10 protein-coding genes are annotated in these 12,749 nt (G+C 60.2%); 8 read left to right on the plus strand and 2 right to left on the minus strand.

Going from position 1 to position 12,749, the window contains the following annotated elements:
* Positions 1-47 precede the first annotated feature (47 nt).
* A complete protein-coding gene (locus tag BMY54_RS12180; protein ID WP_093432672.1) occupies positions 48-1,703 on the plus strand; it encodes a PqiB family protein in 1,656 nt (551 codons plus the stop codon).
* Between the two features lie 17 nt (positions 1,704-1,720).
* Positions 1,721-2,272: a PqiC family protein gene (locus tag BMY54_RS12185; RefSeq protein WP_093432675.1), complete on the plus strand. Its 552-nt coding sequence runs from the start codon at positions 1,721-1,723 to the stop codon at positions 2,270-2,272.
* Here the strand turns inward: BMY54_RS12185 and BMY54_RS12190 are convergent.
* A complete protein-coding gene (locus BMY54_RS12190; protein WP_093432678.1) occupies positions 2,230-3,534 on the minus strand; it encodes a sensor histidine kinase in 1,305 nt (434 codons plus the stop codon). The genes BMY54_RS12185 and BMY54_RS12190 overlap by 43 nt on opposite strands.
* Before the next feature lie 393 nt (positions 3,535-3,927).
* Between BMY54_RS12190 and BMY54_RS12195 the strand changes: the two genes are divergently transcribed.
* The 6 genes from BMY54_RS12195 (at position 3,928) to BMY54_RS12220 (ending at position 11,698) form a co-directional block, all read left to right on the plus strand.
* A complete protein-coding gene (locus tag BMY54_RS12195; RefSeq protein WP_016985302.1) occupies positions 3,928-4,527 on the plus strand; it encodes a lipopolysaccharide core heptose(II)-phosphate phosphatase PmrG in 600 nt (199 codons plus the stop codon).
* A 63-nt stretch (positions 4,528-4,590) separates the two neighbouring features.
* Positions 4,591-6,306 (plus strand): lipid IV(A) 4-amino-4-deoxy-L-arabinosyltransferase, encoded by a 1,716-nt coding sequence (gene arnT / locus BMY54_RS12200; RefSeq protein WP_093432680.1) that lies wholly within the window; start codon positions 4,591-4,593, stop codon positions 6,304-6,306.
* On the plus strand, positions 6,303-7,820 hold the full coding sequence (locus tag BMY54_RS12205) for an ArnT family glycosyltransferase (protein ID WP_093432683.1): 1,518 nt from the start codon (positions 6,303-6,305) through the stop codon (positions 7,818-7,820). Before arnT ends, BMY54_RS12205 begins: the two co-directional genes overlap by 4 nt.
* Before the next feature lie 210 nt (positions 7,821-8,030).
* Positions 8,031-9,044 carry an iron ABC transporter substrate-binding protein gene (locus tag BMY54_RS12210; RefSeq protein ID WP_093432685.1) on the plus strand — a complete coding sequence of 338 codons (1,014 nt, stop codon included), beginning with the start codon at positions 8,031-8,033 and terminating at the stop codon, positions 9,042-9,044.
* Positions 9,045-10,643 carry an ABC transporter permease gene (locus tag BMY54_RS12215; protein WP_093432688.1) on the plus strand — a complete coding sequence of 533 codons (1,599 nt, stop codon included), beginning with the start codon at positions 9,045-9,047 and terminating at the stop codon, positions 10,641-10,643.
* Positions 10,640-11,698, plus strand: coding sequence for an ABC transporter ATP-binding protein (locus BMY54_RS12220; protein WP_093432691.1), 1,059 nt, complete (start codon positions 10,640-10,642; stop codon positions 11,696-11,698). Before BMY54_RS12215 ends, BMY54_RS12220 begins: the two co-directional genes overlap by 4 nt.
* On the opposite strand, the gene xerC is transcribed toward BMY54_RS12220, so the two are convergent.
* Positions 11,699-12,589, minus strand: coding sequence for a site-specific integrase (xerC, locus tag BMY54_RS12225; RefSeq protein WP_049802099.1), 891 nt, complete (start codon positions 12,587-12,589; stop codon positions 11,699-11,701).
* Positions 12,590-12,749: the final 160 nt, after the last annotated feature.

The raw sequence follows: 12,749 nt of genomic DNA on the forward strand, positions 1-12,749 counted from the left end.
TTTGGCGTTCCTGACGCTCAGTGCCCAATCAATCGAGGAGGACATGGATGAAGTCGTCAGCCACCGACGAGCCGCGAGCACCAGGCCAAGCCCCAGTCAAAACCCGCCGTTTCAGCATTTCACTCGTCTGGATCGTGCCGATAGTGGCGGTTCTCGTGGGCATCTCGCTGGTGGTGCACAACGTGATGCAGGAAGGGCCGACGATCATCGTCAACTTCAAGACCGGCAGCGGCCTGACAGCCAACAAGACCGAGGTCAAATACCGCAACGTGGTCATCGGTCAGGTGACGGACGTCGAGTTGAGTAACGACCAGAAAAGTGTCGACGCCACCATCAAACTGTCCAAACAGGCGGAAACCTTCACGCGCGAAGACTCACAGTTCTGGGTGGTTCGCCCGCGCATTGGCGCCGGTGGCGTTTCGGGTATCGACACCCTGCTTTCCGGTGACTACATCGGTGCCGACATCGGTCAGGCCGACAACCGCGCCAAACACTTCAAAGGTCTGGAAAACCCGCCGCCGATCACCTACGGCGAACCCGGCAAGCGCTTCATGCTGCATGCGCCGGACCTCGGTTCACTGGACATCGGCTCTCCGGTTTATTACCGCAAGATTCCGGTCGGCCAGGTCGTCACCTACGCCCTCAACCCCGAAGGCAAAGGGGTGGATATCGAAGTGTTCATTCACGCGCCGAACGACGCGTTCGTCACTGAAAATACCCGCTTCTGGAATGCCAGCGGCATCGACATCAATGTCGGTGCCAACGGCTTTGCCGTGAAGACCGAATCGCTGTCGACGATGCTGGTGGGCGGTATTGCGTTCCGCGCTCCGGATTACAGTCCCAACGATGTGGCCGCCGCTGACGACAAGGATTTCGAACTGTTCGCCGACCAGCAGAGTGCCCTCGCGCCGCCGAACGGCAAGGCGCAATACATGGTGCTGCGATTCGACCAGTCGCTGCGCGGACTCAAGGTCGATGCGCCGGTCGAGTTCCTCGGTATGGAAATCGGCCGGGTCGTGGGCATCAACCTGGATTTCGATGCGAAAAAACGCACTTTCCCGCTTAATGTCGGCATCGTCATTTACCCGCAGCGCCTCGGTCAGGCCTACAAAAAGATGCTCACCGAATTCAAGCACGACCCTAACGACGAAGCCGCTGGCATCCGCCTGCTGGGCACTTTCGTCGATAATGGCCTGCGTGCCCAGGCCCGCAGTGGCAACCTGCTGACCGGCCAGTTGTACGTGGCACTGGACTTCTTTCCGAAAGCGGAGAAAGTCGCGTTCGATCCAAGCGCTCGTCCGGTCGTTCTACCGACCGTTCCGGGCAGCCTCGAACAGTTGCAGGAAAAACTCGAAGCGATGGTCGACAAGCTCAACAAACTGCCGGTTGAACGGATTGCCGGTAACCTCGACAGCAATCTGGTCGAGCTGCGCAAAGGCCTGAGCCAGTTCAACGCTAAGACCCTGCCGGGCGTGCAGAGCACCCTTGCCGACGTCAGCAAGACCTTGCAGTCCGCTAGCTCGACCCTGGCCGAAGATTCGCCACAACGCGAGAAACTCACGGAAACCCTCGACGAACTCGGGCGCATGTCGCGCTCGCTGCGTGAGCTGTCGGATTACCTGGGCCGACATCCGGAATCGCTGATTCGCGGTCGTCCCGATAACGCCGCCCCGCTGGATCTGAAAGGGCCACCACGCAATTGAGCACAGGAGCTACCGCAATGGCTTTACCGCTGAAGATCACCGTGCTCGCTGCCGTGTTGCTGTTGGGCGCCTGCCGCAGCGACCCGATCAGCTTTCACACCCTGACCCCGGTGCAACTGAGTAACAAGGGCGGCGGCGCGCAGATTCCGATCGAAGCCCTCAGCGTTCCGCCACAGGTCGACCGCGCGCAAATCGTTATCCGCCAAGGCAACAGCGGCCTGGCGATTCTGGAAACCGATTGGTGGGGCGCGACACTTGCCGATGAGCTGCGCGGTGCGCTGAGCGATCAATTGAGCAATACCGGCGGCCAGGGCGCTACCTCGGTACGCATCGAAGTGCAGCGCTTCGATTCGATCCCGGGGCAGTACGCCTTGATCGACGCCAAATGGCGTCTGCGTCCATCAGGGGCGACCGACAGTGGCCTGCTGACCTGCCGCTCGACCTTGCAAACACCTTCAGGCCCGAGCATCGATGAGCTGGTGACGGCCCAGCAGAACAACGTCAAACGCCTGGCTGCGGCGATCAGTCAGGCTGCCGGCAATCCGCGCGGCTGCCCGCCCGCGTCCTGAATCAGCGTCACAGTAAAGCGACAGCCATTCGGCTCACGGGTGGTGAGTTTCACCTGCCATTGTTGCTGGCTGCAGATCCGCTGCACCAGCGAAAGCCCCAAGCCGAGCCCTTCGCCGCGCTGTTCGTCACCGCGCACGAAAGGCTGGAACATCGCATGGCGCTGTTCTTCCGGAATACCGATGCCGCTGTCTTCGACCACGAAGCTGTTTTCCTGCAAGGTCAGTCGCACAAAACCGTGGTCGGTGTAATGCCAGGCGTTGCGCAACAGGTTGCCCATCACTGATTGCAGAAAGGTCAAGTTGAAGCGTCCGGCGCCGGCGTGCTGCGGATCGTAGACAAACTCCAGGCCTTTTTCGCGGATCAAGCGGCCCCACACCTCTGTCTGCGCATCGGCAATTTCCTTCAGTGTGCAGGTGGACTGCACGCGGACTTCTTCGGGTTTGCGCGCCAGCATCAGAAAGGTTTCGACCAATTGGCGCATCTCGTGGCTGGCCCGGGCAATCCGGCTGACTTGCGCCGTCGAGCGGGCATCAAGCGACGGATTCGCCAGTAGCAACTCACAGGACGTGCTCAGCACCATCAACGGCGTGCGCAGTTCATGGCTGACATCGCTGGTGAACAATTTCTCCCGGCTCAAGGTGGCGCGCAGACGTCCCAACGTCTGATCGAACGACAGCGCCAGCTCGCCGACCTCATCAGCGGCGTAATGGGGATGCAACGGCGGCGCCACCTCAATGAGCTGATCGCGGTGGCGCACCTGGCGAGCCAGACGAATCACCGGCGCCATGACCCGTCGCGCCAGCAAGCGGCCCAGAATAATCGCCAGAATCACGCTGAGGATGAACCCGACAATCACCACAATAAACAGCAGATGCTCACGTTGTTCGAGGCTTTCCTGATCCCGCAGCAACACGTATTTGCGCCCGCCAACGGCTTCGACCATGGCGTAGAAAGCGTCACCGTGAAAAGTGATTTCCTGAAAGCCCAAGGGCAGCGCCGCCAGTTGCCGGGTCAGTGCCAACGGCCCCTGGCCGCCCTCGAAAAAAAACAATTCGCCCTTTTCCGGGGCGTGGCTCCAGTGACTGATGTCATCCATTGCCAATAAACGGCGTAGACCTCCGCTTAGCGTGGTGGTGGTCAACTTGCGCTCGACCACGTGCACGGTGGCGACGATCCCCAACGCAAACACACCGGCCACAAGAGCACTCATCAGGGCGAACACGATCACGATCCGTTTTGTCAGGCTTTGCTTGAGATCCATGCGTTCGAACGACTCCTGAGTGTTTATCCGGCTAGCCCGGCGCTATGCCGTTGCGTGACAGCCTGAGCTTCACCGCAACGATGGAGACTTGTTAAGGCCCCTCGACAAACAAAAACAACAATTGAGTTTGTTTATCAAATAGGCGCTTTAGTTTGCCCGCAGTAACTTCTGGCAATTTTTTCACATGTTCTTCACCGCGCCCCGACGACCTTGAACGTAGTGTTCAGCCAGCATTCAAGTAAACAGTCGTAAAGTTGCTCGCTGCCCAAGCCTTGCGTTGCACTGAATGAACTATCCGGCGTTTAAAGAGGCAACATTGTGGCGCAATTATTTCAGTTGAAACATTTATTTCGGTACCGGCGTACGCCGCGCTTTCGGCTATGGGTTGCACTCGTGTGTGTCATCGCACTGGCCATTCTGGTCAGTGGTTTTGTCTGGTGGCCGCGCTCACCGACCGACCTCGATCATGCCGGGCGCAGCACCACCGCTCAATGGGTAAAAGCCTGGCGGGCCGGTGAAGTCGTTGCGCTGGTGCGACACACCGAACGCTGCGATCGTTCGAGCAATACCTGCCTGGGCCCGGCGGATGGCATCACCGAAGTGGGCAGCCGCGCGGCGCAAGCGGTCGGTCAAGGCTTCGTCAGACTGGGCATGCAGCAGGCCGTGGTGTTGAGCAGCCCGCTGACCCGCACGGCGCAAACTGCGCATTACATGTTCGGCCACGACGCCAGCGCCGAAGACTGGCTGGCCACCTGCGGCCCGACACTTCGCGATGACATCGTCGCGCGCAAAGTGGCGCAGCAGAATCTTGTACTGGTCACGCACAGCGGCTGTATCAGTGATTTTGAAAAACAGACCGGTTTTCCTCACGCGATTGCCGCCGAGTATGGCAGTACCTTACTTGTACGAATTGATGACCGGAAACAACTTACAGTGCTGGGCATTATCAATACACCGTTCTGGCAGATATTAGACGTTACACATAAACAATGAAAAAACCGCCACGGCTTCTAGTGTTTTAAGCCAGATACTATTTATTCGCCCCAAGGCTCAGTCATGACGTCCGATACCCCTCCGTTGCGCCACGCTGCCCGTCATTTGATGCAACCTCCCTCGCTGATCGAACGCTGGGCGATCCCTGGGTTGATCCTGGCGTTTGTGCTGTTTTATCTGTTGCCGCTGATGAGCCACGGTTTGTGGATTCCCGACGAAACCCGTTACGGCCAGATCAGCCAGGAAATGCTGCTGAGCGGCAACTGGGTCGCGCCGCATTTCATGGGCATTCGCTATTTCGAGAAACCGATTGCCGGGTACTGGATGATCGCCATCGGCCAGGCGATTTTCGGCGACAACCTGTTCGGTGTGCGCATTGCTTCGGCGTTGAGTACGGGCGTCAGCGTCTGGCTCGCCTATCTGTTGGCACGCAGGCTCTGGAACAACCCGCGGATCAGCGCGGCATGTGCCTTGCTGTACATGAGTTTTGGCCTGATCGCCGGTCAGGCAGGCTACGCCAACCTTGATCCGCAGTTCACCTTGTGGGTCAACCTCAGTCTGGTGGCGGTGTGGTTTGCCATCGACAGCACCACCTCCAAGGCCCGTCTCGGCAGTTGGGCATTGCTCGGCGCGGCTTGCGGCATGGGCCTGATGACCAAAGGCTTTCTCGCCCTGCTGCTGCCGGTGCTGATCGCCCTGCCCTACATGATCTGGCAACGCCGTTTCAGCGAACTGCTGCGCTACGGCCCGGTGGCGGTGCTGGTGGCCGCATTGGTCAGCGTGCCGTGGGCACTGGCGGTACACGTGCGCGAGCCGGACTTCTGGCGGTTTTTCTTCTGGCATGAACACATCCGCCGTTTCGCCGCTGGCGATGATGCCCAGCATGCACGGCCGTGGTGGTTCTATCTGCCGTTGCTGTTTGCTTCGACGTTGCCATGGGCGCTGTTGTTGCCGTCGACGCTGATTCGTACCTGGCGTGAAAAACGCGAGGAAAAAACCGCGTTTCTGGCGCTGTGGTTTGTGCTGCCGCTGATCTTTTTCAGTCTGAGCAGCGGCAAACTGCCGACCTACATCATGCCGTGCCTGTTTCCTCTGGCCCTGCTGATGGGCTGCACCTTGGTCAACTGGCTGGAGCAGCGCAACACGCAGGTTCTGCGCCTGAACGGCGTGATCAATACCGTAATGGGCAGCGTTGCCCTGATTGCGCTGATCTACCTGCAAGCGAGCAAGGAACTCTACGAAAACACCGAGATGTTCAGCCTGTCGCTGGTGTATATCGTGCTGATCGGCTGGATCATCGCCAATGCCCTGCAAGTCATGCGGCCGCTGACGATGTGGGCCATGCCGGCGCTCGGCATCGGTCTGCTGATCGCCTTGCTGCCCGCCGCAATGCCGGCGCAAATCGTCGACAGCAAGATGCCCGACCAGTTTATTGCCGAGCATCAACAGGCCTTGAGCGAAGCGTCCTCGCTGTTGAGTAATGACCTTGGCGCCGCGTCGGCCTTGGCCTGGCGTCTGAAGCGGCCGCAAGTGGATCTGTTCAATACCGTCGGTGAACTGAAATACGGCCTCGACGATCCGGCCATGGCTGCCCGCAAGGTCGGTCTGGATGATGTCGGCAAATGGATGACCGAAGCGCGCAAAAAAGGCTCGGTGGCGGTGGTGATGCGCGTCAACAGCACCCAGGAAGCTCAGGAAATCGAGCTGTTGCCGGCTGACGGCAAGCATTACCAGCGCGGCAATCTGCAGATCTACATTTTCGCCAAGCGCCAGCCATGACCGCAACGGCCAAAGAACGCAGGGCGTTATGGATTCTTCTCGCAGCGACTGCGCTGATGTTGCTGCTTGGGCTGGGCAGCCGCGAACTCTGGGGCGCGGAAACCCGCTGGGCCAATATCGCGTTGCAGATGCTGCAAAGCGGTGATTACTTCGACCCGTATCTCAAGGGCGATCCGTACTACGACAAACCATTGCTGTCGTACTGGCTGATCACCGCGACGTCCTGGCTGACCGGAGGCCTGGGGCCGTGCTCATTGCGCTTGTCGTCGGTTATTTCGGCGTGGATCAGCGTATGGCTGGTGTACCTCTTGGGCGAGCAATTGTTTCGCAAAGGCACCGGGCTGATTGCCGGATGGATGTTGGCGACCACATTCTATTTCGTCTTCTGGGCGCGGGTCGCGACGGCCGACATCCTCACAGTCTGCGGTGTTCTCGCGGCGGTGTGGTGGTATTGGCGTGGGCCGGATGACATCCGGCTCTGGCGCTATGGGGTGTTTTTTTGCCTGTTGGCGCTGACATCACTGTTCAAGGGCCTGATCGGTTTCATCCTGCCGGGGCTACTGCTGTTGCCGCATCTGCTGCAAGACGGACGCTGGAAACGCCATCTCAATCGGCGCCTGTGCGCCGCGCTGCTGATCGCCGGGGCGTTCTATGGGTTGCCGTTCCTGCTCTCGCATATTTATGGATCCCCCGACTACCGGCAAAGCGGTCTGGAACTGGTGTTGCGCGAAAACGTCGTGCGGTTTTTCCAGCCGTTCGACAACATCGGCCCGATCTACACCTATTTGTTGTACTTGCCGGTCTACACCCTGCCGTGGGCGCCGTGCTGGATCATCGCCCTGTGGGTGGCGCTGCGAAACTGGCGAAACATTGAGCCGGACACCCGCTGGCTGATCCAAGGTCTCGGCCTGTTGCTGCTGTTTTTCACCGCCAGCGGCAGCCGACGCAGCTATTACGTGTTGCCTCTGGTGCCGTTCGCGCAACTGCTCGGTGCGTGGTGGATTACCCGCCGGATGGCCGCGCGCAACCTTCAAGGGCGTGGCTTGCACGTCGGCTTTGCGATCGCCACGGCGGTCATGGTCGGCGTGCTCGGTGTGTTGTATCCGTGGACCAACAGCGGAGGCGGCGTGATCCGCTTCGGTGAAACGGTACGCGAACAGGCCAGCCAGCAGGCACCGTTGAGTCAGTGGCGTATGGTCATGATCGAGGTCGACAACAAAGTCCCGATGTACCTGCAAACCGGCGGTGCGCCCTTCTACTACGTGCCGGAAACTGCGGACTTTCCGCGTACCGGCAACAGCGCGGCGTTATTAGCCTGGCTGGAGCGCAGCAGCGGTCAGCACTGGGACGCGCAACACACCATCATTGTTGCCCAATACCGCAGTGGTGATCCGCTGCCACTCGACTACCTGAGCGCCGATCACCGGGCCATCAGCACCACGCCAACCCGCGGCGAACAGGTGTTCCATGGCCGCACCGACCAGAGCGTCGCCTACATCCCCAATCCCTCCTGAATAGCTGACGCGGAATGACGCACGGCAACCGTGCGTCACCGAGTCGCTGCTAATCTGAATGGCAATGACATGTATTAACGGTTTGTTTGACGTTTTTTTCTCATTTGCCTCTCTACATTGCCTGCGGCTGAATATCTGCAAATCATTCGCATTGAAGTCTGCCCGCGAATGCCTGCCCATAACGTCTAAAAAATCAGGAGCGTTACCGTTATGAATCCAAAGGTCCCGTCCTTTCTGAAACGCGCATTGCTGTTCAGCGCCCTGCTCAGTGCCGGTCAGGCGTTTGCCGCTGACAGCGTTGGCCTGCTGGTCTACAACGCCCAGCATGAAAGCCTGACCAAAGCCTGGGTGGCCGGTTTTACTGAAGAGACCGGGATTCCGGTGACGATTCGCAATGGCGATGACACCGAAATGGGCAACCAGATCGTGCAGGAAGGCGCGGCCTCGCCGGCAGACGTGTTCCTCACCGAAAACTCACCGGCGATGGTGTTGGTCGACAACGCCAAACTGCTCGCCCCGATTGCACCCGCCACGCAGCAACAAGTGGACGCGGCGTACCGCCCGGCTCATGGCCAATGGATCGGCATCGCCGCGCGTTCGACGGTGTTCGTCTACAACCCGGCGAAACTCGCGGAAAAAGACCTGCCGAAATCCCTGCTCGACCTGGCTAAACCGGATTGGAAAGGCCGCTGGGCTGCTTCACCCGCTGGTGCGGACTTCCAGGCCATCGTCGCGGCCGTGCTGGAACAGAAAGGCGAAACGGCTACCCTCGACTGGCTCAAAGGCATGAAAGCCAACGCTAGCGTGTACCGCGGCAACAGCGCCGTGCTCAAAGCGGTGAACGCCGGGCAGATCGACAGCGGCGTGATCTACCACTATTACAGCTTCGTCGATCAGTCCAAAACCGGCGAAAACAGCCAGAACACCAAGCTCTACTACTTCAAGCATCAGGATCCGGGCGCGTTTGTCAGCACTTCCGGCGCGGGCGTACTGGCCTCCAGCAAACATCAGGAAGAGGCGCAGAGGTTCGTCAAATACATCACCGGCAAAGAAGGCCAGGAGATTCTCCACAGCGGCACCTCGTTTGAGTACGCGGTCGGCAAAGACGCGCCGTCCAACCCGAAACTGACGCCGTTGAAGGATCTCGACGCGCCTACAGTCGACGCGTCGAAACTCGACAGCAAGAAAGCCGTCGAGCTGATGACCCAGGCGGGAATCCTGTAAGTGCTCCCCGAAACCCTACCCGCGCAGGTTGCAGTGACCGCCTCCGCGAGCCTTAGACTTAAACCCCGCGCCCTCACCGGTCGCGGGGGCTCGTGGGTGGTTGCGCTGGCGATCGGTGTTTCATTACTGTCGCTGCTGCCGATCGCGTTTGTCCTCGGCGTGTCGTGGGCCACCGGTTGGGCAACCATCGAAGCCTTGGTGTTTCGTCCACGGGTGGCGGAACTGCTGATCAACACCGTGTTGCTGGTGTTGATCACCTTGCCGCTGTGCATTCTGCTCGGCACCGCACTGGCATGGCTGACCGAACGCACCGATCTGCCCGGTCGACGCCTATGGTCATTGCTGGCCGTGGCGCCACTGGCGATACCGGCCTTCGTGCATAGCTATGCGTGGGTCAGCCTGATTCCATCGATTCACGGTTTATCGGCCGGCGTGCTGGTGTCGGTGATCGCCTATTTTCCGTTTCTCTACTTGCCGATTGCCGCAACCTTGCGCCGACTTGATCCGGCGATCGAAGACGTCGCCGAATCCCTCGGTCTCAAGCCTTGGGCGGTGTTTTTCCGGGTGGTGTTGCCGCAGTTGCGCCTGGCGATCTGTGGCGGTGCGTTGCTGGTCGGGCTGCATTTGCTGGCCGAATATGGCCTGTACGCGATGATTCGTTTCGACACGTTCACCACGGCGATTTTCGATCAGTTCAAATCGACCTTCAACGGCCCGGCAGCGAACATGCTGGCGGGCGTTCTGGCGTTGTGCTGCCTGGCGATGCTCACCGCCGAATCCGCCGCCCGGGGCAAGGCGCGCTATGCGCGCGTGGGTTCCGGTAGTGCCCGCGAACAACGCACGGTTCGGCTCGGTCGTGGCAGCGTGATCCTCGGGCTCGGTCTGCAAGTGCTGACCTGCCTGCTCGCCCTCGGCGTGCCGCTGCTGACATTGAGTCGCTGGTTGATCGCCGGTGGCTGGGACGTGTGGGGTGGCGACGAACTGTTGCCCGCGCTGGTGCAAACCCTGTCGTTTGGCGTCGCCGGTGCGCTGTTGACCAGTCTGGCGGCGATTCCGATTGCCTGGCTGTCGATCCGCGCGCCGGGCAAATTGCAGCGTCTGCTCGAAGGCTGCAACTACATCACCAGTTCCCTGCCGGGGATTGTCGTGGCGCTGGCACTGGTCACCGTGACCATCCATTTCGCCCGGCCGATCTACCAGACCACCATCACCGTGCTGCTCGCCTATCTGCTGATGTTCCTGCCACGCGCACTGGTCAGCCTGCGTGCCGGTTTTGCCCAGGCGCCAGTAGAACTGGAGAACATTGCGCAAAGTCTCGGCCGATCGCCCCTGCGCGCCTTGTGGCTGATCACCTTGCGCCTCGCGGCACCGGGCGCTGCCGCCGGCGCCGCGCTGGTGTTTCTGGCGATTACCAATGAACTGACCGCGACCTTGCTGCTCGCCCCCAACGGCACCCGTACGCTGGCCACCGGCTTCTGGGCGATGACCAGCGAAATCGATTACGCCGCCGCCGCGCCTTACGCACTGTTGATGGTGCTGCTTTCGCTGCCGCTGACGGCCCTCCTCTATCACCAATCCAGGCGCACCGCTGGCCGATGAACGCACTCGAACTGATCTCCCTGAACAAGTCCTTTGGCGCGCAGAAAGCGCTGGATGACATCTGCCTGTCAGTACCGACCGGCAGCCGCACGGTGATTGTCGGCCCGTCCGGCTCCGGCAAAACCACGCTGTTGCGGATAATTGCCGGGTTTGAATTCCCCGACGCCGGCAGCCTGACCCTCAACGGTCAGGTGCTGGTCGACAGCACCCATGCGGTGCCCGCCTACCAACGGCAGATCGGCTATGTTCCGCAGGACGGCGCGTTGTTTCCGCACATGACCGTCGCCGCCAATATCGGGTTCGGCCTGGCACTGACCGGCGCGGCCAGACACGAGCGGATCAAGGAGCTGATGGACAGCGTCGCGCTGGACGCCAACATGGCCGAGCGTTGGCCCCATGAACTGTCCGGCGGCCAGCAGCAACGGGTGTCCCTCGCCCGGGCCCTCGCGCAGCAGCCACGGCTGATGCTGCTCGATGAGCCCTTCTCCGCCCTCGACACCGGCCTGCGCAGCGCCATGCGCAAAATGGTCGCGCGCTTGCTTGAGGACGCCGGCGTCACCACGATTCTAGTGACCCACGATCAGGGCGAAGCGCTGTCCTTTGCCGATCAGTTGGCAGTGATGCGCGGCGGGCGACTGGTGCAGTCCGGGCATCCGATGGACCTTTACCGCTTTCCCCGCGACGAGCAAACCGCACATTTTCTCGGCGAAGCCGTGGTGATGCCGGCACGGATCGAATCCGGTCTGGCCCACTGCGATCTCGGTCAAGTGCCGGTGAACAGCAACGGTTTCATTGGCGACGCGCAGATCATGCTCAGGCCCGAGCAGTTGCAGTTGTCCGGCGCCGTAGTCGGCACACAAGGCTGCCCCGCCGTGGTCACTGAGCGCGATTTTGCCGGCAACACCTGCACCCTCACCGTCGAACTGCGCTCGCCGATCACTCAGGATCCCGGGCGGTCGCTGCTGGTGCGCAGCTCCGGCATGCACGCGCCGCCTGCTGGCAGCGACGTGCAGTTATCGGTGCTCGGTGCGGCGCATCTGTTCGCCGCGTCCTGATTACAGATCGAAGCGATCCACCGCACGCCGCCGCTCGTTGTCATCACGCACATCGTAGTTGGCGGTGGTCTGGATGTTGCTGTGGTGCGCGAGTTTCTGCGCGATCGACAGATCATGTTCCTCGATGACCCGCGTGATAAACGAGCGACGGAAGTCGTGCGGCATGATCTTCACCCCGACCTGCGTGCCACGCTGACGGGCAATGTAGTAAATCGCGTGTTTGGTGATGCGCTCGCGGGTGATGTGGCTGCCGCGACGGATGCGGTTGAACAGAAAGGCATCGTCGCGCTCGCCTTCCTTGAGCTGCGAGCGCCGCAGTTCCAGCCACGCATCAAGTTTGGCGAATGCCCAGGCCGGCGCGTACTTGATCAGTTGTTTGTTGCCTTTGCCGGTGACGGTCAGGCTGCGCTCAGTGAAGTCGACCTGATTCAAGTCCAGGTCCACCGACTCCGATTTGCGCATGCCGGTGCCGTACAACAACGCAATCACCGCTGCGTCGCGCAGCCCTTGCGGACGCGGATCGGCGGCGCAGACTTCCATCAATTCGTGGATCAAGGTGCGCTTCAAGTTGCGCCCCTGGGACAAGCGCGTGCCGGCAATGGCTTTGACCGAACGCATTTTCAACAAATGATCCTGAGAGATCAGGCTCATGCGCCAGGCTTCATTCATCACACCGCGCACGGCATTCACATAAAGCGAAGAAGTGTTGGGCGCATAGTTGTCTTCGCGCAAAGCGGCGACCAGCGCAACAACATCTTCAGGTTGTAATGCGTGCCAGGGAATATCCTCGACATTCATGTCTTCAAAGCCGAGGCGGTCGGCCGCATCCTGCAAAACATAGCGCATGGTCAGCTGGCTGGAGGGGGCCAGGCGCGCCAGATACAGGGTCATCGGATTGGTTTGGCGGGTTTGCAGCGGTACAACGGACAAGTCAGTCAAACGTAAAGGCCTTGAGTAAAAACAATTCAACACACCAACTAATAACTGCAACATTCCCAGTGTAAGGGGAACACTTCTGTAGGACTTTTCTACTAAAAATGACGATAAGCGG

Source organism: Pseudomonas sp. ok266 (genome assembly GCF_900110195.1).
In the GTDB taxonomy this organism is placed as follows: Bacteria; Pseudomonadota; Gammaproteobacteria; order Pseudomonadales; family Pseudomonadaceae; genus Aquipseudomonas; species Aquipseudomonas neuropathica.

Bases quoted from the DNA above. Each gene is read 5' to 3' on its own strand.
- BMY54_RS12180 (WP_093432672.1), top strand. From the start codon at position 48: ATGAAGTCGTCAGCCACCGACGAGCCGCGAGCACCAGGCCAAGCCCCA.
- BMY54_RS12185 (WP_093432675.1), top strand. From the start codon at position 1,721: ATGGCTTTACCGCTGAAGATCACCGTGCTCGCTGCCGTGTTGCTGTTG.
- BMY54_RS12190 (WP_093432678.1), bottom strand. From the start codon at position 3,534: ATGGATCTCAAGCAAAGCCTGACAAAACGGATCGTGATCGTGTTCGCC.
- arnT (WP_093432680.1), top strand. From the start codon at position 4,591: ATGACGTCCGATACCCCTCCGTTGCGCCACGCTGCCCGTCATTTGATG.
- BMY54_RS12205 (WP_093432683.1), top strand. From the start codon at position 6,303: ATGACCGCAACGGCCAAAGAACGCAGGGCGTTATGGATTCTTCTCGCA.
- BMY54_RS12210 (WP_093432685.1), top strand. From the start codon at position 8,031: ATGAATCCAAAGGTCCCGTCCTTTCTGAAACGCGCATTGCTGTTCAGC.
- BMY54_RS12220 (WP_093432691.1), top strand. From the start codon at position 10,640: ATGAACGCACTCGAACTGATCTCCCTGAACAAGTCCTTTGGCGCGCAG.
- xerC (WP_049802099.1), bottom strand. From the start codon at position 12,589: ATGACCCTGTATCTGGCGCGCCTGGCCCCCTCCAGCCAGCTGACCATG.